This window comes from Mesoflavibacter profundi (genome assembly GCF_014764305.1).
Lineage (GTDB): Bacteria > Bacteroidota > Bacteroidia > Flavobacteriales > Flavobacteriaceae > Mesoflavibacter > Mesoflavibacter profundi.
Genome location: NZ_CP061703.1, coordinates 1,145,285 through 1,167,753, shown reverse-complemented (window position 1 = coordinate 1,167,753; position 22,469 = coordinate 1,145,285). Strand labels below are relative to the sequence as shown.

The window sequence follows — 22,469 nt, the reverse complement described above, 5'->3', positions numbered from 1 at the left end:
ACTAAACTATTAAAATAGCATTACGACTAAACCCAACGACTAAAATTTACGGCTAATAAAAAAAATATTAACCAACCGGTTTAAAATAAATAACTGGTTTTAAATTTTAGAAATTATGAAAAAATTAATAAAAATTTTAGCAGTATTCATTCTTACGTTAGGTGTAATTTCGTGCTCACAAGATTCTTCAGAGACTCAAATCGACAAATCTAACAATCCATTGAATTCTAAATTAACTGCACCTAATGGATTATCGTTAAGTAAGTCTATTAGTAATTTAAATCAAAAAATATTCAATGACAAAGTTGAAATAGTTGACCTAAATTATTTAGAAACACCAAATAATTATGAAGGATTTGCTGTAGAAATCACTTATATAAATGAAAATGGAGATACTGAAAATATAATTTTTGCTAGAAACATTAATAATTATAAATATAATACTGACGAAATATCTATAAATAGCACTTTTTATGGTAGAGTTCAAGATCCTGGCGATATCGTAGTCAGATGTTCAGGGTCTGGTTGTTGCTATTCTGGAGGCAATTTTAATACAAATACAGGAGAAATGACTTTCTATTGTAAATGTGAAGGAAATTCTGAAGGTAATAGTAGTTGTACAATGACTATTACTACTGGCTAATTAACTTAATTAATAAAATTAGGCTGCATAATCACATACATAAAAAATAGCAGGTAGGAGCTAAACTTTAAATTCAGTTCTTTTCTGCTATATTTGTTTTAAATGGAGATTTGACACGCTCAAAACTTTATTTTAACTAAAAAATACAAAAAAACAAATAGTGTATGAAATTATTCGCCACTGTTGGAGTTTTCCACCATTAAAGGCTTAATAGTAAAATCTAAGTTGATTGTTTCTACAGAGAAGAAATAAACTGCTTCAACTTTCCACTGTTTTGACGTTGTAACACTTCTTTTTGCTCAAAAACTAGCTTAAGATTTGGTTCTAAGTATTTATCAACCGCGAGTTGCACAGCTTGTTTTTGCTCATTGGTTAAAGAGTTTTCAGCAACATAACTAATTAAAAATGTGTTCAATTGGGTTTGTTCGATTACAAACTCTTTAACGTTGGCTTTAGTATCCATCACGGTTTTAGTAACGTAATAAAAGGTCAATCCTGCTGCCATTTTTCCACTAGGTAATTTAATAATGTCACTAGTTCTACCTGTTAATTGTTCTAAAATGGGTTGTTGCAATGTACTAGCTTTAGATAAACGTCCAATATCACCAAGCTCGTAACGTATAAACGGATGCGCACGATTAAACAAATCAGTAATTACTACTTTTCCTGTCTCTCCGTAAGGTAAAGGTTGATTATTATCGTCTAAAATTTCAACATATAAATGGTTGCTGTTAACTAACCATTGCTTGTCTTTGTTTTGGAAAGCGATTAAACCTAATTCCGCAGCGCCATATTCGTTAACAATTGGGATATTAAATTGTCTTTCAAGTAATTGTTTATCAGCTTCAAAAAGCATTTCAGAAGTTACAATACATACGTTTAACGTTGGGCAAATATTTTTTAAAATGATATTTTTTCGCTCTAAAAACTTAGCAAATTGTACAATGCTACTGGTATAACCGTTAATGTAGTCAAATTTAGTATGCTTAAACTTTTTCAATACAGTTTCTAAAGCAGCATCACTCAAATCAAACACTGAAAACCGAAAACGATTACCCAACCAATCTTTTAAACGCTCTTTGTAATACCCTTTTTTATCTAGCGGAATGCCATAAAAACGCGCCTGTTTAGACGTGTTTAAATCAATATCATACCAAGCGTAACGTTGCATAAACGTAGCCCAAGTCATTGCGTGTGCAAAATTGTCTTTAGCAAAGCTAAAAGGCGTACCCGAAGAACCAGAAGTTTTATGTTGATGTACCGTTTTTTCGGTGTATTTGTTAGACAAACGGTCTTTTAAAGGTTGCTGTAAATTGGCTTTGGTTAACACAGGTAGTTCGTTCCAATTATTAGAGTCAACACCGTTACATAACTCTTGATAAAATGGCGTGTTTTCTAAGTGAAATTGGACGATACTTCGTAATTGTCTGCTTAAAAAATTAGCGTACGCTTTCTCGTCATAACTTTCAATTAAGCGCAAGGTTTTTTTAGCTTCCTTTATCGGGAAACCTTTAAGACGTAAAGACCATTCAAATCGTTTCAAAAGGTTGAATTTTAAACTGTAAAATAAAGAAATAAAAACTATCTGATTAAATCCTAACAGAATTCTTTTAAATAATTATTTTTGTGCCAAACAACACAACAATCAACTCATGAATATTTTAGTATTAGGTTCTGGTGGAAGAGAACATACAATAACTTGGAAATTAGCGCAAAGCGAAAAATGTGGTAACCTTTTTGTAGCACCAGGAAACTCTGGAACTGCAAAAATTGCTAAAAATGTACCAGTTTCGGTAACCGATTTTCCAGCCATAAAAGACGTAGTACTAAACAACAATATAGAAATGGTTATTGTTGGACCAGAAGATCCTTTAGTGCAAGGTGTTCATGATTATTTTTTAGCAGACGAAGAGCTTAAAAATGTAGCTGTAATCGGACCACAAAAAGCAGCAGCAACATTAGAAGGTAGTAAAGAATTTGCTAAAGAATTTTTATTTAGACACAACATTCCTACTGCAGCATACCAAAGTTTTAATGCGCAAAATGTAGAAGAAGGCTATGCGTTTTTAGAGACTTTAAATCCGCCTTACGTTTTAAAAGCAGACGGATTAGCAGCAGGTAAAGGTGTTGTGATTTTAAATGATTTAGATGAAGCTAAAGCCGAACTAAAAAGTATGCTTGTAGATGCTAAATTTGGCGATGCTAGTACCAAAGTAGTTATCGAAGAGTTTTTAGACGGCATAGAATTAAGCTGTTTTGTTTTAACCGATGGTAAAAATTATAAAATACTTCCAACAGCAAAAGATTATAAGCGTATTGGAGAAGGTGATACAGGTTTAAATACTGGCGGAATGGGTGCAGTATCTCCTGTACCATTCGCAGATCAAGCGTTTTTAGATAAAATTGAAAACCAAATTGTAAAACCAACTATTGAAGGTTTACAAAAAGACAATTTGCCATACAAAGGGTTTGTGTTTATTGGCTTAATTAAAGTTGGTGACGATCCTAAAGTGATAGAGTATAACGTGCGTATGGGTGATCCAGAAACCGAAGTAGTTCTACCAAGACTTAAAAACGACTTTGTCGTTTTGATGGATGCTATAGCGACTCAAACTTTAGATAAAATCATTTTAGAAGTAGATCAAAGAGCAGCAACAACAATCATGTTAGTGTCTGGCGGATATCCTGAAGCTTACGAAAAAGGAAAAGAAATTTTTGGAGTAGAAAAGCCAACAGAGTCTATTTTATTTCATGCTGGAGCACAAGAAAAAGACGGTAAAATAGTAACGTCTGGCGGACGTGTTATGGCAGTTACAAGTTACGGAGAAACGTATCAAGAGGCCATAAAAAAATCTTACCAAACTATAGAAAATAATCTAAAGTTTGATAAGATGTATTATCGTAAGGATATTGGTTTCGACTTATAAAAAAGAATGAGACGAGATACTTTTATCCTCTTCGTTGTTATCGTTAAATATTTTTAATTGCTTCATCCAGTAAACAAAAGCAACAAATCCTATAATCATAAATAACCAGTTCATGATATTGGCTGCCCACCAATTTTCAAGTTCTAAGTTTCTTAATGCATCTAAAGGAGCAAATAATACGTTAACAAATAAATCTTGTATTGCGTTAAAAAAATCTTTCATGATTGTATATTTATACAGCAAAAATACAAAAAGAGTTAATGATTACAACAATTTTTAGTAAATCAAAACCAATTAATTACATAATAGTCTTTAGTATTATGTTAATTGCTTACTTAGTTTTGGGTTTTAAGTTTAACTTTTTTAGCAATAATTCTAATGGATTAGTGGAGCATATCTTTGCTTTTCTTGGCGCTTTTTTTAGTGTGCTTATTTTAAATTTTATTGTCTTAAAAAATGGACTATCGCAACAAAATAATTATGAGATTTTAGTTGTTGCATTATTTTTTCTTGCATTACCTCAATCATTTTTGTCAATAAAAATTATTGCGTCTAATCTGTTTATTTTATTGGCTTTAAGACGAATTATAAGTGTTAGGTCTAAAAAAGATTTAATTAAAAAAGTATTTGATGCAGGATTTTTAATTGGTTTATCTTCGGTATTTTATTTCTGGTCTATTTTGTTTTTTCCGCTAATAATTATTGCATTATTATTTTTTTCTGAAACTAAATTTCAATTATACATTATTCCATTTTTAGGACTCTTATGTGTTGCGATAATTTTGGTAGCATTATCAGTAATTTTGCATGAAGATTTTACTTCATTATTACCTCAAAATTTTAGTGTAAATTTTAATTATACGGCTTATAATTCGTTTCAGTTTATTGGTGCAATAACATTGCTGTTGTCTTTTGGGTTATGGTCGTCTTTATTTTACTTAGCAGACATTAAAAAGAAAATGCGTAGTTATAGACCATCATATAAAATAATGTTTGCCGCTTGTATATTGGCTAGTTGTATTGTTGTAATTGCGCCAAATAAAAATGGTAGCGAATTTTTGTATCTGTTTTCGCCACTTGCTGTTATTTTTATGAATTATATAGAAACAATCAAAGAAAAATGGTTTAAAGAAACCTTTTTAGCTTTAATTGTAGTTGTACCAATACTATTATTAATGTTGTAGTTTTTCGCCAAAAGCTAAATCTCCTGCATCGCCTAAACCAGGTACGATATAGCCTTTACTGTTTAATTCTTTGTCTACTGTCGCAATCCATAAATGTGCATCTTTTGGCAAGTGCTTTTCTAAATAATCTACACCTTCTTTCGCGCCAAGAACAGCAAAGATGTGTAAGTTTTTTGGTACTCCAAAAGGTTGTAAAGCTTTATAAGTAGCAACTAAAGATTGTCCTGTAGCTAGCATTGGATCTGCCAAGATTAAAGTTTTGTTATTTAAATCTGGACAAGCTAAATATTCAACAACAATTTCAAAAGAATCTGGATTGTCTTTGTGATGTCTGTATGCAGAAATAAACGCATTTTCTGCAGCATCAAAATAGTTTAATAATCCATTGTGTAAAGGTACGCCAGCACGTAAGACAGAGCATAATACAAGATCGTTAACGTAAGTTTTAACATCCATCTCTGCTAATGGCGTAGTGATGGTTTTGTTTGTATAGTTTAAAGTCTTACTCATTTCGTAACTTAATATTTCACCTATGCGCTCTATATTTCGTCTAAATCGCATGCTGTCTTTTTGGACATTTACATCTCTTAACTCGGCGATAAATTGATTAATAATCGAATTTTTTTCAGATAAATTATGAACAATCATTTTAGAAAACTATTAAGTTGAAATGCAAATTTATTATTATTTATTAAAGCCGTTTTAGGATAAGGCTATTTTATTTTAAAATGCGTAATTTTACGCACTTAAATAACAAACTATGTTTACAGATAAAGCGAATAAAATCTTTCAAGATGTAATTGAAAAATACCATGTTATAAATACAGTAGATCAACCGTTTACTAATATTTATGACGAAAAAACTAACTTATTAGAACATTTACTTTACAGAAAATGTTGGATAGATACTGTACAGTGGCATTACGAAGATATTATTAGAGATCCGCAAATAGATCCTGTAGCAGCATTAAAATTAAAAAGACAAATTGATGCCTCTAACCAAGACAGAACAGATATGGTAGAGTATATTGATAGTTACTTTTTAGAAAAATATAAAGACGTTACACCTAAAGCAGACGCAACTATAAATACCGAAAGTCCAGCTTGGGGAATTGATAGATTATCAATCTTAGCATTAAAAATTTATCACATGCACGAGGAAGCAACACGTGAAGATGCAACTGAAGCACATAGAGATGCTTGCCAGAAAAAACTTGACGTATTATTAGAGCAACGTGTAGATTTAAGCACAGCTATAGATACACTTTTAGACGATATTTCTAAAGGAGATAAGTATATGAAAGTATACAAGCAAATGAAAATGTATAACGACGACGAGCTTAATCCTGTGTTAAGAAATCAAAAATAATTTCACTTAAAATATAAGTTGAAATGCCAAAAACACAGCATATATTAGTTATTCGTCTCTCTGCAATGGGCGATGTTGCTATGACAGTTCCTGTGTTACGTGCATTTACACAACAACATCCAAAGGTCAAGTTAACGGTGTTAACGCGACCTTTTTTTGCGCCTTTTTTTAAAGATTTACCCAATACTTCGGTATTTATTTTTGACGATAAACAAAAGCATAAAGGCATTTTTGGGTTGTATAAACTGTATAAAGAATTAAAAGCGCTAAACATTGATAAAGTTGCCGATTTACATAATGTTTTACGTACTAAAATTTTAAAGTTATTTTTCTTTAATAAGACGTTTGTGCAAATCGATAAAGGAAGAGCAGAGAAGAAGGCATTAATTAAAGGTGAAAATTTTACACCTTTAAAAACAACACACCAAAGATATGCCGATGTGTTTATAAAATTGGGCTATTCTTTAGACTTATCAAATCCAACATTTCCTAAAAGACAACCAATACCAGAAGTAATTGTAAAACAAATCCATCCATCTAATAAAAAATGGATTGGTATTGCGCCTTTTGCACAATACCCTTCAAAAATGTATCCTTTATCTAAGATGAAAGAGGTTGTTTCTAACTTAAATATGCATTTTGAAGTATTTTTATTTGGCGCAAAAAATGAAGCTGAACAGCTAAACACTTTAGCTAAAAATTTACAAAACACTCATGTTATAGCTGGACAATTATCTTTTGAAAAAGAATTAGATTTAATTTCTAATCTAGATCTTATGCTTGCAATGGATTCTGGTAACGCACATATTGCAGCCATGTACGGAATACAAGTGGTTACAATTTGGGGCGTAACACATCCGTATGCTGGATTTACAGCGTTTAATACACCTTTAAAAAATCATTTAGTACCAGATAGAACCATTTATCCTAAAATACCTACTTCTATTTATGGGAATAAATATCCGTTAAACTATAAAAATGCTGCTGGTAATATTGAAGTGAAAACAATTGTAAATACAATAAATACCATTGTTAATAACTAAAAAAGCCTCAAAAAAGACTTTGAGGCTTGTAGATTGTAACTACTAATAAATATTAATATTATCCCTTAAACTAACACATTGTAGCATTATAATCTGCTGCTAAAGTAACAGATTAATGATTTACTTTAAAAAGTACGATTAGTTAAGTTAGTAAAATCGACAAAATACACATTTAATCGATAAAGCGATTAAACATCATCATAATCCACAATAATCGATGCAGATGTTGGATGTGCTTGGCAAGTTAATATTAGTCCTTCTGCAACTTCATTATCTGTTAAAATGTTGTTTTGTCGCATTGTAGCTTTACCGTCTTTAACTCTTGCTATACAACTACTACATATTCCACCTTGACAAGAATAAGGTGCATCTAAATCATGATCTAAAGCAGCTTCTAAAACAGATTGAGTTTGTGGCATTGTAAAAGTTTTCTCTTCATCATCTACAATAATTGTAATTTTAGAATTACCGTTGCTAATAGCTTCAACTTCTTCTACAGGAACTTCGGTTTTAGAAGAAAATAATTCAAAAAATATGTTATCATCTTCAATATTATTTTCTGCTAACACGTCTTTTACTGTGTTAATCATACCTTCTGGTCCACAAAGGTAAAAAGCATCTATAACTTCTTCTTTGTATTTATTTTTTACAATAAAGTTTACTGTGCTTTTTTCAATTCTACCAAAAAGAGCGTCTGTTTCTTGGGATTGACTGTAAACAAATTGTATAGTCAAACGGTCACTATATTGATTTTGAATATCTAAAAGTTCATTTAAAAAAATGGTATCGTTTAATGTTTTGTTACCGTAGACAAGCACAAATTTACTATTTGGTTCTTCCTCTAATACAGTTTTTAAAATGCTTAAAACTGGAGTAATTCCGCTTCCTGCAGCAAATGCAGCAATGGTTCTAGTTTTTGAAGTGTCTGGCGTAAAAGTAAATCGACCTTGTGGTTTTGCAACGTCTAAAGTATCTCCAACTTTTAAAGTTTGATTGGCGTATTTAGAAAATGTACCGCTTTCTACTTCTTTAACAGCAACGGTTAATTTTCCGCTAGAAGGCGATGTACATAAAGAATAATCACGTCTTACTTCAGCACCATTTAACGTGGTTTTTAAAGTAATGTATTGTCCTGCTTTAAATTGATAATAATCCTTTAAATGATCTGGCACATTAAAAGTTATTGCAACACATTTATCGGTTTGACGCGTAATATCTTGTATAGTTAGGGTATTAAATTGAGACATAATTGTATTGTTTTTTGCAAAAATAATGAAGCATAAATTGTCTTAAGGTAGAATTATTAAAAAATTAATACATAAGATTATTATGCATAAGAATTTTATGTATATTTGACTTATGGCAAATTCCAAATTATATAAAGGTAGTTTAACTACCATTATTTTAAAGCTTTTAAATGAAAGTGACAAGATGTATGGTTATGAGATTACCCAGAAAGTAAAAGAAATTACTAAAGGCGAACTTAAAATTACCGAAGGTGCATTGTATCCTGCATTACATAAATTAGAAGCAGATGGATTATTAGAAGTTGAGGTACAAAAAGTAGATAATCGTTTACGTAAATACTATAAACTTACAGAAAAAGGAACTACAGAAACTGTAAATAAATTAAACGAATTACAAGAGTATATTAAAACCATGCAAATTTTGGTTAATCCTAATTTTAGTTTAGAATAATGCAGACGTTAAGTAAAGAAGACATACAGTTTATAGAATGTTTTTTACTAAAACTTAATATTAAGTTTATAGATGTAAGGTTAGAATTAACAGACCATTTAGCAACAGAGTTTGAACAAGAGAGTAAGTACATTTTACTTGAAGATTTTCTAAAAACTAAGGTTAGATTTATTAAAGATTTTGAAACTAAAAGACAAAAATCTATCCATTGGAGCTATCAACGATTATTATTAAAACAAGTAATTAAGTTTTATTATAAACCAAAGTTTATAATTTTTAATGTATTAATCTTTTTAATCGTTTATTCATTTGTAAATTTTTCTCAATTAAAAAATGGATTTATAAGTCTGCTATTAACCATCTTTATTATAAATATGGTAGGTTTTGCTAAAAGATCTTACAAAGAAAAAGACTTTAAAAAATTGCAAATAGCACAACCATTATACTCCATTATGGCATTGCCTTCTTTATTTCTTTATTTATCTAATATTATTAAAACACCGTTATTAGAACAGCCTATTTTTTTTGTAATTTACTTTTACATAGCATTATTGTTTAATGTGTCTGGATTAATGGTTTTACTAAAGAAAAAGAACGATATATCAAATTATTATAAAATGATTAATTAGTTTGAAGTTGACAAAAGAACACATACAAGAATTATACGCGTTTACAAGAAATCATTATGTATATCATTACGATTTACAAACCGAACTTGTAGACCATTTAGCTAATGATATTGAAACTATATTGCAAGAACAACCTAACTTGTCGTTTGAAGATGCAAGAGACCAGTCTTTTAAAAAGTTTGGCGTTTTTGGTTTTATGGATGTTGTAGAGCAGCGTCAAAAAGCAATGAATAAACGCTATTACAACTATTTGTTATCAGAGCTTAAGCAATGGTTTTCTATCCCAAAAATAGTGATAACATTAACTATGTTTTTAATGTTTTATACAGCTTTTACTTCAAGGTTTGCTCAGTATTTTTTCTTCATAACTTTTGGTGTTTTAGCAATTTGGACATTGTATAAAAGTATTCAGCTTAATAGAGAATTTAGAAGAAGAAGTGAGTTGTCTAACAAAAAATGGTTATTAGAAGAGCTAATCTTTAAACAAGCCGGAAGTGTAGGAATTGTTTTCTTATCTCAGTTTTACAACATTTTTACTTGGAGCGATGTGTTTATTTCTAACTCTAAATTAGTAGTGCTTACCGCAGCTGTATTTACATTGTTTTATCTTATTAATTATATAAGTTTTAAGTTAATACCAGAAAAAGCAGAAACTTTGCTTAATACCACTTATCCCGAATATAGTATGTAACAAATTAAAATACATTGCTACTAATACAATTAACCAAACCAAACAATCTATGATTTTTCAATTTATAAAGCTAGAATGGAAGCAATTTACTAGATCGGCAAATTTTGGAAAAAGTCTAGGCATTAAAATAGTTATGGGCTTATTAGCCTTATATTTTATTGTCATGTTTTTATTTTTAGGTATCGGACTTTATCCTGCATTAAAAAAACTTTTCCCAGAACAAGACCCTTTTTTAATAGTTAATAAAGCCATATTTTTTTGGGTTTTAATGGATCTGTTAATTAGATTTTTTTTTCAAAAACTACCAGTATTAAGTGTTAAACCGTTATTAACAGTACCAATTGCTAAAAAAAACATAGTTCATTATGTCTTAGGTAAATCGCTTTTATCCTTTTTTAACTTTTTACCATTATTTGCATTAGTACCTTTTAGCGTGGTATTAATTGCTAAAGATTACGATACAAGTGTTGTTTTATCTTGGTTAGTAGCATTAATCTTAATATCGTTAATAAGTAACTTTGTAAACTTTATTATAGAAAGTTTCTCCGCCGAAACCGAGCTGTCTTATCTTCCAATTATAGCTATATCAAGTGGTTTATATGGGTTAAATCATTTTGGCTTAATAGATATATCTGGAGCATTATCTACCGCTATATTAACTATAGCAAACACACCAATTTATTTATTAGTATTAGTTGTCATATTAACGGTATGTTATTGGGCTAATTATAAGATATTAAAGCAAAAACTATTTTTAGATCATGCTTTAAAAACTAAAATTAAAGAAGTAAATAGCTCTAATTTAGGTTGGACAAAAAACTTTGGCGATATAGCACCTTTTATGCAATTAGATTTACGATTAATTTGGCGAAATAAAAGACCAAAATCGTCAGTGTTTATTTTGGTAATAGGCTTATTGTATGGTTTGTTTTTTTATCCAAATCCGCAATTTCAAGATTCTCCAATGATATATGGATTTGTAGGTATTTTTGTTACCGGTATATTTTTAATCAATTTTGGTCAGTTTATTCCAGCTTGGGATAGTGGTTATTATAAAATGCTAATGAGCCAAAATATAAAATACGAACAATACTTAAAATCTAAATATACACTAATGATAATAAGCGTAATTATCATGTTTATTTTAAGCATTCCTTATGTGTATTTTGGATGGAAAATTTTAGCGGCTCATTTTGCAGCAGCCATTTATAATATTGGCGTTAACAGTTATGTAATAATGCTTGGCGGAAGCTTTAACCGTAAAAAAATAGACTTAAATCAACGAGCAGCTTTTAATTATCAAGGTACAGGCGCTGTACAGTGGATAATTGGTATACCATTAATGTTATTACCAGCAGCAATTTTTGGATTAACGTCTTATTTTGTCAACTTTAATGTGGCTTTATTTGTACTAATCCTATTAGGATTAACCGGCATTGTGTTTCATCAAAAGTTAATGAAACTAATAACACAAAAATACTTAGCCTCTAAGTACCAAATGATCAACGCTTTTAGTCAAGACAATTAATAAATAATACTCTTTTAATCATGATAAAAACAACCAACCTATCAAAAAAATATAATTCTAAAGAAGTTTTAAATATCTCTAATTTATCAATACCAAAAGGTCAAAGTTTTGGATTGGTAGGTAATAATGGAGCAGGAAAAACCACTTATTTTAGTTTACTTTTAGATTTAATAAAGCCAACAACTGGGCAAATAGAAAATACCGGAGTTATTGTTAGTCAAAGCGAAGATTGGAAGCCATTTACTTCTGCTTTTATTGACGAAAGCTTTTTAATAGGATATTTAACACCAGAAGAATATTTCTATTTTATTGGCGATTTACGTGGTCAAAATAAACAAGACGTAGATAATTTGTTAGCACAGTTTGAAGATTTTTTTCATGGCGAAATTTTGAATCAAAAAAAATATCTTCGTGATTTAAGTAAAGGAAATCAGAAAAAAGCAGGAATTGTAGCTGCTTTAATTGGTAATCCAGATGTGATTATTCTAGACGAGCCTTTTGCAAATTTAGATCCAACAACACAAATTCGTTTAAAACAAATAATTAAAGATTTAGCACAAAAACAAGGTGTAACGGTTTTAGTGTCAAGTCATGATTTATTGCACGTTACAGATGTTTGCGAGCGTATAGTAGTTTTAGAAAAAGGTCAAGTTGTTAAAGATATACAAACTAGTGAAGCTACTTTAAAAGAATTAGAAGCTCATTTTTCTGGTACAGATCAAATGGTTTGAAGCAATGTAATTCTATAGTTTATAAAAGAATACGCGCAATAAAGGCTACTTTTTTTAGCGGAATGTCTTCAATTTTAAGTTATTTCAAAAAAGATGCTTATTTTTACCATCTTACAACCATAAATTATAATAATTTAGGCTGTACACAGTTATGTATTACACAAATACAAAAGCATTGAAAATAGCATTAAAAATAACCTTAGTTACTCTATGTTTTGCACTAACAATTACTAGTTGTTCGCGTAAAAAAGACAGTTTTATAAACCGAAACTTTCATGCTGTAACTGCAGAGTATAACACACTTTTTAACGGTTTTAATGCTTTAGATCAAGGTCGTAATAGCCTTAATTCTTCTTATTTTGATAATTATTGGGAGATTTTACCTGTAGAGCGTATGCAGGTAACAGATGAAATTATCTTACCAGGACAATCTAAAAATGCAGATTTTACTAGAGCAGAAGAAAAAGCTGTAAAAGCAATACAAAAACACGGGATGAATATTCAAGGAAAAGAATATAATCCGCAAATAGACGAAGCGTATTTACTTTTAGGGCAAGCCAGATATTTTGATCAACGTTTTGTACCAGCACTAAATGCGTTTAATAAAATATTATCAAGTTATGCTGCTTCAGACAAGATTAATACTGCAAAAGTTTGGAGAGAAAAAACAAATATGCGTTTAGATAATAATGAAATTGCTATCGAAAACCTTAAACGTTTACTAGATCAAGAAGAATTAGAAGATCAACAACTAGCAGATGCAACATCTACATTAGCACAAGCATACATTAATTTAGAGCAATTAGATACTGCAATTGTCCATATAAAAACAGCCTCTAAAGCCACTAAAAAAAATGAAGAAAAAGGACGATTTAACTTTATAAAAGGTCAGCTTTACAATGCTTTAAAATATAAAGACAGTGCTAACATGGCTTTTGATCAAGTTATAGATTTAAATCGTAAAATTCCTAGACAATATCTTATTGCTGCCGAAGTAGAAAAAGCCAAAAATTTTGATTACGAAAACGGTAATAAAATCGAATTTTTAGAGCATCTAACAAAACTTGAAAAGAATAGGGAAAACAGACCTTTTTTAGATAAAATTTATCATCAAATTGCCCAGTTTCATTTAGAAAATAAATTCGATTCTTTAGCAATAGCATATTACAACAAATCGCTTCGTACAAATTCTCAAGACAAGATTTTAGTAGCCAAAAACTACCAAACATTAGGAGATTATTATTTTGATGATGCACAATATAAATTAGCTGGCGCATATTACGATAGTACGTTAACAAATATGGTAGAAAACAGCAAACCATATAGAACGATAAAGAAGAAAAACGACAATCTAGAAGATGTTATCTTATACGAAGGAATTGCAGATGCTAACGATAGTATTTTAAGGTTGGTAGCAATGCCAAAATCTGAACAGCTATCGTACTTTACAACTTATACCAATGGTTTAAAAGAGGAAGCGCTTGCAGAGCAAGAACGTTTAGAAATTGCCCAACGTAAAAAAGGTTTAGAACAAACCACAAATACAACCAATAAAGGATTTGGTCCACCAAGTGTATCTAATCCTAGAGCAACATCAAGTTTTTACTTTTATAATCCATCTACAGTAGCTTACGGTAAAAACGAGTTTGAGCAACTTTGGGGAGAAAGAGAGAATAAAGATAATTGGCGATGGTCAAATTCTGGAAGAGGCAATTTTTCTGCACAAAACTCAACAACTTCAGTAGTAGAAAATGCAACAGAAGATCAAAAATATAATCCACAATATTATATTGATCAATTACCACAAACAGAAAAAGAAATTGATAGTTTAATAAAAGATAGAAATTATGCCTACTATCAATTAGGATTAATTTATAAAGAAAAGTTTAAAGAGTATCAACTGGCTAAACAAAAGTTTACAACCTTGTTAAAAAGTGCGCCAGAAGAACGTTTAGTACTTCCTTCAAAATATAATCTATATAAAATTTATGAAATTTTAGGTGAAACTAACGCGTCTGAAATAGCAAAGCAAGATATAATAGAAAATCACGCAGATTCTAGATATGCTTTTATTTTGCAAAACCCAAATCAAGCAGTTGCAGATAATCAAGATAGTCCAGAGAATTTATACAAACAAACCTATTTGTTGTTAGAAAAGCAGCAATTTGAAAAAGTAATAAGTGATAGTGATACCTATTTAAACTATTTTGATGGCGATCCAATACAACCAAAATTTGAATTATTAAAAGCGACAGCAAAAGGTAGATTATATGGTTATCAAACCTATGTAGATGGGTTAAATCAAATAGCTTTAGATTATGCCAATACAGAAGAAGGTAAACAAGCACAAGCATTAGTAAATAGTCTACAAACTTTAGGAGATAGTAGTTTTAAATCTAACGATATTTCAAAAAACTTTAAAGTAGTTTATCAATTTGATACAACAAATAAGGATCAAATAACCGAATTTAAAAAGCAATTAGATTCAGCAATTACAAAAATCTCCTATTATGATTTAGCAACATCTGTAGATGTTTACAATACAGACAAAACTTTTGTTGTAGTTCACGGTATAAAAAGTATAGATGGCGCTAAAGGATTTGCTCAAATTATTAACGAAGAAAAGCAAAAATCAAAAAAGATAACAAAGCCATTTTTTGCAATTTCTCAAGACAATTATCAAACAGTACAAATACATAAAAATTTAGATACTTACTTAGCAAGTCAATAATCTCCCAAATTATGAAGAAAAGTAAAAATCAAGATCAAATTTCAATACAAAACATTATAGCTAAAGGCACCAAAATTGTAGGTGATTTTTTTAGTGAAGGCGACCTACGTGTAGATGGAACGGTAGAAGGAAATATAGAAACAGCTGGAAAAGTAGTGGTTGGAAAAGAAGGAGTTATCTTAGGAAAACTATCTTGTAGTAATGCTTATTTTGAAGGACAATTAAAAGGAACCTTAGAATTAACAGGTACATTAACGCTAAAATCTACAGCACATATAGAAGGTGATGTTGTAATAGAAAAATTAGCAGTAGAGCCAGGCGCAACATTTAATGTGTCTTGTGTAATGAAGTCTTCTGTAAAAGATATAAATGGCACGTCAAAGCAACAAAAAACAGCCTAATAAGTACATCAGGTTTACCTCAATTGCATTGCAAATGGGATTAACTATCTATTTTGGAAGTAAACTTGGAGAATGGCTTGATCAAAAATATAATACGACTAACCAAATTTATTACAAAGTAATAACCTTAATAGCAGTTGGAGTTGCGATGTTTTCGGTGATTTATCAAGTTATAAAAATTACAAACAAAAAATAATGCCAAAACGCATCTTAACAACTGTAGCAATTATTATTGCCATTTTTTTTATTAGTTACGGACTAAACAACTATGTTATCGGTCAAGCTTTACCATTTTCATTATTAAGTGTTTACTTGTTTCATGCAATAGCTACAATTATAATATATCTTATCGTAGAAACACTAAATGAAAAATTGCCAAATCAAGTAGGATATGCTTATCTAATGCTAATCTGTTTTAAAATAGGTGCATTTGTACTTATCTTTCAAAAGTCTATATTTTCATTAGAAACATTAGAGATGACTTCAAGAATAAGTTTAGTAATCCCATTGTTTGTATTTCTAATTACAGAAGGAGTAATTATAGGTAAATTATTATCCCGTAAATAAGGTTAAAATAATCAGATAATTAGCTATAAATTAAAAGCAATTTTTTAAAATGAAAAAAATGCTTTAGATATTTAAATAAATGCTTACATTTGCACGAAATTTAGAGGCAAAACTTTAATTAGTCGTAAAAAATGATGATTGCAAAAAAATCTATCAAATTAATTATAGCATTATTCTGTGTATTAATAACTTCGGTGACTTTCGCAGACACTGATAAATCTCACCAAGAAGATCAAAAGGGTAATACAATTGATACACCTTCAGAAATTAAAGAGTATATCCAACATCACTTAAAAGATTCTCACGATTTTCATCTATTTACAAACAACAAAACAGGAAAACATTGGAGCATGCCATTACCTGTAATTGTTTGGACAAGTAATGGATTAAAAGTGTTTATGTCTTCAGAGTTTCATCATGACGATAACGGTCAAGTAATCGTAGAAAAAGGAGACACTAGATTAGTAAAATTACACAGTAAAATATACGAGTTAGACAATGGTGCAACAACTGTTGCTTTTGATGATTCACATCATCCAACAAATGCACACAAAGTTTTAGATTTTTCTATAACTAAAAGTGTGTTTGGTATGTTACTAGCTGGATTATTAATGATTTTAGGTTTTGGTAGTTTAGCAAAAGGTTACAAAAAAGGAAAAAATATCCCAACAGGTATTGGTCGTGTGTTAGAACCATTAGTAATCTATGTAAGAGATGATATAGCTAAGCCAAATATTGGAGAGAAAAAGTACCGTAAATTTATGGGCTTCTTGTTAACAGTATTTTTCTTTATCTGGATATTAAACTTATTAGGATTAACACCATTAGGTTTTAACGTAACAGGACAAATAGCTGTAACAGTATGTTTAGCAATATTTACAGCAGTAATCTATTTATTTAGCGGAAGCAAAGATTTCTGGATGCATACATTATGGATGCCAGGAGTACCAGTAATATTAAGACCAATATTAGCAGTTATAGAATTAATAGGATTTGTGTTAATTAAACCATTCTCTTTATTAGTTCGTTTATTTGCAAACATGACAGCAGGACACTTTGTGGTAATGAGTCTTATAGCATTAATGATAACAATGAAAGAAGCATTTGGACCAGTAGCATCTACAGGTATGTCTTTAGTGTTAGCATTATTTATATCGGTTATCGAAATATTGGTAGCCTTTTTACAAGCGTTTATTTTTACGATGTTATCATCGTTATTTATAGGTATGGCGGTTGAAGAACATGACCATCATTAATAAGAATTTGTTTAATTAATATTTAAAATCAATTAGTATGTACAATTTAATTGGAGCAGGATTAATCGTAATCGGTGGAGGAATCGGTTTAGGTCAAATCGGTGGAAAAGCAATGGAAGGTATTGCTCGTCAACCAGAAGCAGCTGGAAAAATCCAAACTGCGATGATCATCATCGGTGCCTTATTAGAAGGTTTAGCATTCGGTGCATTAATCTTAGGAAAATAATCCTAAAACAAAACAAAAACAACTTCTGTAACGGTTGGTTACAGAAGCTGTTTTAAATTAAACAAACACAAAGAAGTAATCAATATCAAATGGAAACTTTATTAAACGATTTTTCAGTAGGTTTATTTATAATGCAAGCGGTAATCTTATTAATACTTATCGTATTAATGAGAAAATTTGCTTGGAAACCAATCTTAGACGCTTTACAATCTCGTGAAGATGGTATCCAAAATGCATTAGAAGCAGCAGAAAATGCAAAAGTTGAAATGCAAAACCTTCAAGCAGATAACGATAAGTTATTAAAAGAAGCTCGTGCAGAACGTGAAGCAATGTTAAAAGAAGCACGCGAGCTTAAAACAAAAATGATTGAAGACGCAAAAACAGAAGCGCAAGAGCAAGCAAATGCAATGATAGCTCAAGCACAAGCTGCAATAGAAAGCGAAAAGAAATCTGCTATGGCTCAATTAAAAAGTCAAGTAGCAGGATTATCTGTAGATATTGCAGAAAAAGTAGTACGTCAAGAATTATCTAACAAAGACAAACAATTAGAGTTGGTAGAGTCTATGTTAGGTGAAGCAAAATTAAACTAGTCAAAATATCATGGCAGGAGAAAGAGCAGCAATACGTTACGCAAAAGCAGTATTAAATTTAGCAAACGACAACAATACAGCAGAAGTTGTAAATGGAGATATGCAGCTAATAGTAAATACAGTTGCGCAAAGTAAAGATTTAAAAGATATGCTTTACAGTCCTGTAATACGTTCATCTGTTAAAAAATCTGCATTGCTAGAAGTATTTAAAAATGCAAATCAAGCAACAGTTAACTTAATAGATGTACTTATTGCTAATAAACGTACATCGTTATTACCAGCAGTAGCATCAAGCTTTGTAACACTTTTTGAACAACAAAAAGGAAATCAAATAGCAGAAGTTACTACAGCTGTACCATTATCTGGTGATTTAGAAGCTAAAGTGTTAGCCAAAGTAAAAGCACTTACAGGTAAAGAAGCAGCAATTAAAAATATTGTAGATGAAAACATTTTAGGTGGTTTCATTTTAAGAGTTGGAGATACACAATACAATGCAAGTATCGCTAACCAATTAAGCAAATTAAAAAGAGAATTTACAATAAATTAAATATAGTTAGAAGTTAATCTAACGTCTAATATCTAAAAAAGATGGCAGAAGTAAAACCAGCTGAAGTATCAGCAATCTTAAAACAACAACTTTCAGGTTTTGAAGCAAGTGCTTCATTAGACGAAGTTGGAACAGTATTAACAGTAGGAGATGGTATTGTACGTGCATACGGATTATCAAACGCTCAATACGGTGAGTTAGTAGAGTTTGAAGGCGGATCTGAAGGTATTGTACTTAACCTAGAAGAAGATAACGTTGGTATCGTATTATTAGGTGGATCTACAGGAGTAAAAGAAGGATCTACAGTAAAACGTACAAATCGTATTGCATCTGTTAAAGTAGGAGAAGGAATTGTTGGTCGTGTTGTAGATACATTAGGTAATCCAATAGACGGAAAAGGACCGATCTCTGGTGATACTTATGAAATGCCATTAGAGCGTAAAGCGCCAGGTGTTATCTATCGTCAACCAGTAAACGAGCCATTACAAACAGGTATTAAATCTGTAGATGCCATGATTCCTGTAGGACGTGGACAACGTGAGCTTGTAATTGGTGACCGTCAAACTGGTAAAACAACAGTTTGTATAGATACTATCTTAAATCAAAAAGAATTTTACGATGCAGGACAACCTGTATATTGTATATATGTAGCAGTAGGACAAAAAGCGTCTACAGTTGCAAACATTGCTAAAACTTTAGAAGAAAAAGGAGCTTTAGCTTACACTACTATTGTAGCTGCAAATGCATCAGATCCTGCTGCAATGCAAGTTTATGCGCCATTTACAGGTGCTGCAATAGGTGAGTATTTTAGAGATACTGGTAGACCAGCTTTAATTGTATTTGATGATTTATCAAAGCAAGCAGTTGCTTACCGTGAGGTATCTTTATTATTACGTCGTCCACCAGGACGTGAGGCGTATCCAGGAGACGTTTTCTACTTACACTCAAGATTATTAGAACGTGCTGCAAAAGTGATCGCTGATGATGATATTGCTAAGAATATGAACGATTTACCAGAATCTTTAAAATCTGTAGTAAAAGGAGGTGGATCTTTAACAGCATTACCAATTATCGAAACACAAGCTGGAGACGTTTCTGCTTATATCCCAACTAACGTAATTTCTATTACAGACGGACAGATATTCTTAGAATCAGATTTATTCAACTCTGGTGTACGTCCAGCAATTAACGTAGGTATCTCGGTTTCTCGTGTAGGTGGATCGGCTCAGATTAAATCAATGAAAAAAGTATCTGGTACATTAAAGTTAGACCAAGCTCAGTTCCGTGAATTAGAAGCATTTGCTAAATTTGGATCAGACCTTGATGCTGCAACATTAAATGTAATTGAAAAAGGTAAACGTAACGTAGAGATCTTAAAGCAAGCACAAAACGATCCTTATACAGTAGAAGATCAAGTAGCAATAATCTATGCTGGATCTAAAAACTTATTAAGAGATGTGCCTGTAGAAAAAGTAAAAGAATTTGAAAGAGATTATATCGAATTCTTAAACGCAAAACATAGAGGTATTTTAGATACTTTAAAAGCAGGAAAATTAACAGATGAGGTTACAGATACATTAACTACTGTAGCTAAAGAATTATCTGCTAAATACAAAGCATAATAATAGATTTTAGTATTGAGTAGTGAGATTATAAATTGTCTCACTACTGAATACTCAATACTAATTACTAAATATGGCAAATTTAAAAGAAATACGTAATAGAATATCTTCAGTATCTTCAACGATGCAGATTACAAGTGCTATGAAAATGGTATCTGCTGCAAAGTTAAAGAAAGCTCAAGATGCTATTACTGCAATGCGTCCTTATGCCGATAAGTTAACAGAGCTTTTACAAAGTTTAAGTGCTACTTTAGATGCAGATACAGGAAGCAAATTTGCAGAGCAAAGAGAAGTAAACAAAGTATTAATAGTTGCTATCTCCTCAAACAGAGGATTATGTGGTGCTTTTAACTCTAATATTATTAAGCAAACTAATAATTTAGTAGATCATGTTTACGCTAATAAAGAAGTTTCTGTTTTAGCTATCGGAAAAAAAGTTAACGATGCTTTTAGTAAAAGAGGTATAGTTATAGACAATCAAAGTGATGTGTTTGATGATTTAACTTTTGATAACGTAGCATTAATTGCGCAGTCTTTAATGGATAAATTTGTAACAGGACAATTTGATAAAATTGAAATCGTTTACAACAAATTTAAAAACGCTGCAACACAAATAGTAATGACAGAGCAGTTCTTACCAATTGTACCAGTACAAAGAGAAGAAAATGCTAATTTAGATTACATATTTGAACCTTCTAAAGCAGAAATCGTAGAAGAGTTAATCCCTAAATCTTTAAAGACTCAACTTTACAAAGGTGTTAGAGATAGCTTTGCTAGCGAACATGGTGCGCGTATGACAGCAATGCATAAAGCAACAGATAACGCAACTGAGTTAAGAGATCAATTAAAATTAACTTATAACAAAGCACGTCAAGCAGCAATTACTAACGAAATCTTAGAAATTGTTGGTGGTGCAGAAGCATTAAACAATTAAGCGAAAGCTAAATGTTTATAAAAAGCAAAGCACTAAACAATTAAGCGAAAGCTAAATGTTTTCAAAAAGCGAAGCACTAAACAATTAAGCGATAGCTTGTTTTACAACATATAAAAGCCTTATCAAATTTGATAGGGCTTTTTTTATGGAATACGTTTTGATTATATTTATACAAATTAACAGTTATGCAAAATATTATTAAAGGTTTAATAGTTTCAGTATTATCTATACTGTTTTTTCAATGTTTTTCTGCACAAAAACTATCTAAAACTGCTAGTTTTGAGATACAAAATCCATATTATCAACATTGGATAGCTGGAGTAAAAAATGGAGGATCAGGAATTAATGTGTTTATTTCACTTTCTAAAATTGAAAATTCAACAACCATAGATAGTTTATATTTTAGAGGACAAACTGTTAAATTAAACACTAAACCAAATAATCCAAATCTATTTATAGGACGTATTTTAACTAAAGCGAATCAAAATGAAGATTTTCAACTAAATATAGATGCAAATAGTCTTTTTGATGTAAAAGAAAACGAAGCAGTTATCATTTATACTGAAAATGATATAAAGAAGTATTACAAAATTGAACATATTAAAGAAAAACAAGCGGAGTTTTTTCCAAGTGCGCCACCAAAACAGAATTAATTTTTAACCTACTTACATAATGAAAGCCCTTAAATTTCAAATAACACTTTTAGTGATAATTGTTTGCATTTGTAGTTGTACATCCTCAAAGTATACATTACAAAAGCAAGCACCAATTCAATTAACGCAAACCTATTTACAACATTGGACTACAGGCGTAGCAATAGGTAGCTCTGGCGTAAATTTATATTTTGCTAATCTATATCCAAATCATGAAGGAATCACGTTAGACAGTGTTTATTTTAGACAAATGAAGGGAAAATTAAAACCCATAAAAGGACAATATTTTTCAAGACTAACAAGGATGTTATCTAATAAAGAAGGCAATGCATTAACCACAAATGGCTATTTTCCTTTTGATTTAAATAATAGAGAATGTGTAATAAGTTATACAGAAGAAGGAACCACAAAATATTATAAAGTAAGTAATATAAAAGAAAAAGAAGGTGTTTATTATCCAGATGGACCGCCAAACAATTAATTTTTTTTTACTTTAACA

26 protein-coding genes are annotated in these 22,469 nt (G+C 30.5%); 22 read left to right on the top strand and 4 right to left on the bottom strand.

All coding sequences use genetic code 11. The features are described 5' to 3' along the window. Positions 1-220: 220 nt before the first annotated feature. Entirely contained in the window at positions 221-643 is a 423-nt protein-coding gene (locus IFB02_RS05385) for a hypothetical protein (RefSeq protein WP_191073106.1), read from the top strand. Positions 644-878: 235 nt separating this feature from the next. Here the strand turns inward: IFB02_RS05385 and IFB02_RS05380 are convergent, their stop codons facing one another. Next, complete coding sequence (locus tag IFB02_RS05380) at positions 879-2,186, bottom strand: phenylacetate--CoA ligase family protein (protein WP_191073105.1); 1,308 nt, start codon at positions 2,184-2,186, stop codon at positions 879-881. 109 nt (positions 2,187-2,295) lie between these two features. Here IFB02_RS05380 and purD point away from each other — a divergent pair, with 109 nt between their 5' ends. Continuing rightward, positions 2,296-3,570, top strand: a complete 1,275-nt coding sequence (gene purD, locus IFB02_RS05375) for a phosphoribosylamine--glycine ligase (protein WP_106688036.1) — start codon at positions 2,296-2,298, stop codon at positions 3,568-3,570. Here purD and IFB02_RS05370 read toward each other — a convergent pair. Further along, on the bottom strand, positions 3,565-3,792 hold the full coding sequence (locus IFB02_RS05370) for a DUF6341 family protein (protein ID WP_106688035.1): 228 nt from the start codon (positions 3,790-3,792) through the stop codon (positions 3,565-3,567). The two genes, purD and IFB02_RS05370, sit on opposite strands and share 6 nt — an antisense overlap. A gap of 38 nt (positions 3,793-3,830) precedes the next feature. Between IFB02_RS05370 and IFB02_RS05365 the strand changes: the two genes are divergently transcribed. Continuing rightward, the gene (locus IFB02_RS05365; protein WP_146131254.1) at positions 3,831-4,754 is read left to right on the top strand and encodes a DUF6427 family protein; all 924 of its coding nucleotides are present in this window, start codon (positions 3,831-3,833) and stop codon (positions 4,752-4,754) included. On the opposite strand, the gene upp is transcribed toward IFB02_RS05365, so the two are convergent. After that, complete coding sequence (gene upp, locus IFB02_RS05360; RefSeq protein WP_106688033.1) at positions 4,743-5,402, bottom strand: uracil phosphoribosyltransferase; 660 nt, start codon at positions 5,400-5,402, stop codon at positions 4,743-4,745. The genes IFB02_RS05365 and upp overlap by 12 nt on opposite strands. A 112-nt stretch (positions 5,403-5,514) precedes the next feature. Here upp and IFB02_RS05355 point away from each other — a divergent pair, with 112 nt between their 5' ends. Further along, on the top strand, positions 5,515-6,123 hold the full coding sequence (locus IFB02_RS05355) for a DUF4254 domain-containing protein (RefSeq protein WP_106688032.1): 609 nt from the start codon (positions 5,515-5,517) through the stop codon (positions 6,121-6,123). 23 nt (positions 6,124-6,146) lie between these two features. Then, positions 6,147-7,166, top strand: coding sequence for a glycosyltransferase family 9 protein (locus IFB02_RS05350; protein WP_223878876.1), 1,020 nt, complete (start codon positions 6,147-6,149; stop codon positions 7,164-7,166). 188 nt (positions 7,167-7,354) lie between these two features. Here the strand turns inward: IFB02_RS05350 and IFB02_RS05345 are convergent, their stop codons facing one another. Next, on the bottom strand, positions 7,355-8,413 hold the full coding sequence (locus IFB02_RS05345) for a ferredoxin--NADP reductase (protein ID WP_191073104.1): 1,059 nt from the start codon (positions 8,411-8,413) through the stop codon (positions 7,355-7,357). Between the two features lie 112 nt (positions 8,414-8,525). On the opposite strand from IFB02_RS05345, the gene IFB02_RS05340 reads away from it, so the two are divergent. The 17 genes from IFB02_RS05340 to IFB02_RS05260 all read left to right on the top strand — a co-directional run bounded on the left by IFB02_RS05340 (position 8,526) and on the right by IFB02_RS05260 (position 22,451). Beyond that, positions 8,526-8,864, top strand: a complete 339-nt coding sequence (locus IFB02_RS05340; protein ID WP_106688029.1) for a PadR family transcriptional regulator — start codon at positions 8,526-8,528, stop codon at positions 8,862-8,864. Beyond that, complete coding sequence (locus tag IFB02_RS05335; protein ID WP_191073103.1) at positions 8,864-9,493, top strand: hypothetical protein; 630 nt, start codon at positions 8,864-8,866, stop codon at positions 9,491-9,493. Before IFB02_RS05340 ends, IFB02_RS05335 begins: the two co-directional genes overlap by 1 nt. Before the next feature lies 1 nt (position 9,494). Continuing rightward, entirely contained in the window at positions 9,495-10,184 is a 690-nt protein-coding gene (locus IFB02_RS05330; protein ID WP_146131255.1) for a hypothetical protein, read from the top strand. Between the two features lie 49 nt (positions 10,185-10,233). Further along, the gene (locus IFB02_RS05325; protein ID WP_191073102.1) at positions 10,234-11,712 is read left to right on the top strand and encodes a DUF5687 family protein; all 1,479 of its coding nucleotides are present in this window, start codon (positions 10,234-10,236) and stop codon (positions 11,710-11,712) included. A 20-nt stretch (positions 11,713-11,732) separates the two neighbouring features. Continuing rightward, complete coding sequence (locus IFB02_RS05320; protein ID WP_106688025.1) at positions 11,733-12,443, top strand: ABC transporter ATP-binding protein; 711 nt, start codon at positions 11,733-11,735, stop codon at positions 12,441-12,443. 175 nt (positions 12,444-12,618) lie between these two features. Continuing rightward, positions 12,619-15,174, top strand: coding sequence for a type IX secretion system periplasmic lipoprotein PorW/SprE (gene porW / locus IFB02_RS05315; protein WP_191073101.1), 2,556 nt, complete (start codon positions 12,619-12,621; stop codon positions 15,172-15,174). An 11-nt stretch (positions 15,175-15,185) separates the two neighbouring features. Beyond that, positions 15,186-15,575, top strand: coding sequence for a bactofilin family protein (locus IFB02_RS05310; protein WP_106688024.1), 390 nt, complete (start codon positions 15,186-15,188; stop codon positions 15,573-15,575). Further along, positions 15,544-15,771, top strand: a complete 228-nt coding sequence (locus IFB02_RS05305; RefSeq protein ID WP_191073100.1) for an AtpZ/AtpI family protein — start codon at positions 15,544-15,546, stop codon at positions 15,769-15,771. Before IFB02_RS05310 ends, IFB02_RS05305 begins: the two co-directional genes overlap by 32 nt. Beyond that, positions 15,771-16,142: a DUF6168 family protein gene (locus IFB02_RS05300; RefSeq protein WP_191073099.1), complete on the top strand. Its 372-nt coding sequence runs from the start codon at positions 15,771-15,773 to the stop codon at positions 16,140-16,142. The genes IFB02_RS05305 and IFB02_RS05300 overlap by 1 nt, the downstream gene beginning before the upstream one ends. Before the next feature lie 131 nt (positions 16,143-16,273). Beyond that, on the top strand, positions 16,274-17,398 hold the full coding sequence (gene atpB, locus IFB02_RS05295; RefSeq protein WP_106688021.1) for a F0F1 ATP synthase subunit A: 1,125 nt from the start codon (positions 16,274-16,276) through the stop codon (positions 17,396-17,398). A gap of 37 nt (positions 17,399-17,435) precedes the next feature. Further along, on the top strand, positions 17,436-17,624 hold the full coding sequence (gene atpE / locus IFB02_RS05290; protein WP_004569351.1) for an ATP synthase F0 subunit C: 189 nt from the start codon (positions 17,436-17,438) through the stop codon (positions 17,622-17,624). A gap of 89 nt (positions 17,625-17,713) precedes the next feature. Then, positions 17,714-18,214 carry a F0F1 ATP synthase subunit B gene (locus IFB02_RS05285; protein ID WP_106688020.1) on the top strand — a complete coding sequence of 167 codons (501 nt, stop codon included), beginning with the start codon at positions 17,714-17,716 and terminating at the stop codon, positions 18,212-18,214. Positions 18,215-18,224: 10 nt separating this feature from the next. Continuing rightward, complete coding sequence (gene atpH, locus IFB02_RS05280; RefSeq protein WP_106688019.1) at positions 18,225-18,761, top strand: ATP synthase F1 subunit delta; 537 nt, start codon at positions 18,225-18,227, stop codon at positions 18,759-18,761. Positions 18,762-18,802: 41 nt separating this feature from the next. Beyond that, positions 18,803-20,383 carry a F0F1 ATP synthase subunit alpha gene (atpA, locus tag IFB02_RS05275; RefSeq protein ID WP_106688018.1) on the top strand — a complete coding sequence of 527 codons (1,581 nt, stop codon included), beginning with the start codon at positions 18,803-18,805 and terminating at the stop codon, positions 20,381-20,383. Between the two features lie 73 nt (positions 20,384-20,456). Continuing rightward, a complete protein-coding gene (atpG, locus tag IFB02_RS05270; RefSeq protein WP_106688017.1) occupies positions 20,457-21,317 on the top strand; it encodes an ATP synthase F1 subunit gamma in 861 nt (286 codons plus the stop codon). 185 nt (positions 21,318-21,502) lie between these two features. Further along, positions 21,503-21,970: a hypothetical protein gene (locus IFB02_RS05265; protein ID WP_106688016.1), complete on the top strand. Its 468-nt coding sequence runs from the start codon at positions 21,503-21,505 to the stop codon at positions 21,968-21,970. 19 nt (positions 21,971-21,989) lie between these two features. Beyond that, entirely contained in the window at positions 21,990-22,451 is a 462-nt protein-coding gene (locus IFB02_RS05260) for a hypothetical protein (RefSeq protein ID WP_106688015.1), read from the top strand. Positions 22,452-22,469: the final 18 nt, after the last annotated feature.

Excerpts from the sequence above, each read along its gene's own strand:
- IFB02_RS05320 (WP_106688025.1), top strand. The coding sequence starts at position 11,733 with ATGATAAAAACAACCAACCTATCAAAAAAATATAATTCTAAAGAAGTT.
- atpH (WP_106688019.1), top strand. The coding sequence starts at position 18,225 with ATGGCAGGAGAAAGAGCAGCAATACGTTACGCAAAAGCAGTATTAAAT.
- IFB02_RS05310 (WP_106688024.1), top strand. The coding sequence starts at position 15,186 with ATGAAGAAAAGTAAAAATCAAGATCAAATTTCAATACAAAACATTATA.
- IFB02_RS05345 (WP_191073104.1), bottom strand. The coding sequence starts at position 8,413 with ATGTCTCAATTTAATACCCTAACTATACAAGATATTACGCGTCAAACC.
- IFB02_RS05340 (WP_106688029.1), top strand. The coding sequence starts at position 8,526 with ATGGCAAATTCCAAATTATATAAAGGTAGTTTAACTACCATTATTTTA.
- IFB02_RS05355 (WP_106688032.1), top strand. The coding sequence starts at position 5,515 with ATGTTTACAGATAAAGCGAATAAAATCTTTCAAGATGTAATTGAAAAA.
- IFB02_RS05325 (WP_191073102.1), top strand. The coding sequence starts at position 10,234 with ATGATTTTTCAATTTATAAAGCTAGAATGGAAGCAATTTACTAGATCG.
- IFB02_RS05305 (WP_191073100.1), top strand. The coding sequence starts at position 15,544 with ATGGCACGTCAAAGCAACAAAAAACAGCCTAATAAGTACATCAGGTTT.
- IFB02_RS05365 (WP_146131254.1), top strand. The coding sequence starts at position 3,831 with ATGATTACAACAATTTTTAGTAAATCAAAACCAATTAATTACATAATA.
- atpA (WP_106688018.1), top strand. The coding sequence starts at position 18,803 with ATGGCAGAAGTAAAACCAGCTGAAGTATCAGCAATCTTAAAACAACAA.
- IFB02_RS05370 (WP_106688035.1), bottom strand. The coding sequence starts at position 3,792 with ATGAAAGATTTTTTTAACGCAATACAAGATTTATTTGTTAACGTATTA.
- upp (WP_106688033.1), bottom strand. The coding sequence starts at position 5,402 with ATGATTGTTCATAATTTATCTGAAAAAAATTCGATTATTAATCAATTT.
- IFB02_RS05285 (WP_106688020.1), top strand. The coding sequence starts at position 17,714 with ATGGAAACTTTATTAAACGATTTTTCAGTAGGTTTATTTATAATGCAA.
- IFB02_RS05265 (WP_106688016.1), top strand. The coding sequence starts at position 21,503 with ATGCAAAATATTATTAAAGGTTTAATAGTTTCAGTATTATCTATACTG.
- IFB02_RS05350 (WP_223878876.1), top strand. The coding sequence starts at position 6,147 with ATGCCAAAAACACAGCATATATTAGTTATTCGTCTCTCTGCAATGGGC.
- atpG (WP_106688017.1), top strand. The coding sequence starts at position 20,457 with ATGGCAAATTTAAAAGAAATACGTAATAGAATATCTTCAGTATCTTCA.
- IFB02_RS05300 (WP_191073099.1), top strand. The coding sequence starts at position 15,771 with ATGCCAAAACGCATCTTAACAACTGTAGCAATTATTATTGCCATTTTT.
- IFB02_RS05335 (WP_191073103.1), top strand. The coding sequence starts at position 8,864 with ATGCAGACGTTAAGTAAAGAAGACATACAGTTTATAGAATGTTTTTTA.
- atpE (WP_004569351.1), top strand. The coding sequence starts at position 17,436 with ATGTACAATTTAATTGGAGCAGGATTAATCGTAATCGGTGGAGGAATC.
- atpB (WP_106688021.1), top strand. The coding sequence starts at position 16,274 with ATGATGATTGCAAAAAAATCTATCAAATTAATTATAGCATTATTCTGT.
- IFB02_RS05260 (WP_106688015.1), top strand. The coding sequence starts at position 21,990 with ATGAAAGCCCTTAAATTTCAAATAACACTTTTAGTGATAATTGTTTGC.
- purD (WP_106688036.1), top strand. The coding sequence starts at position 2,296 with ATGAATATTTTAGTATTAGGTTCTGGTGGAAGAGAACATACAATAACT.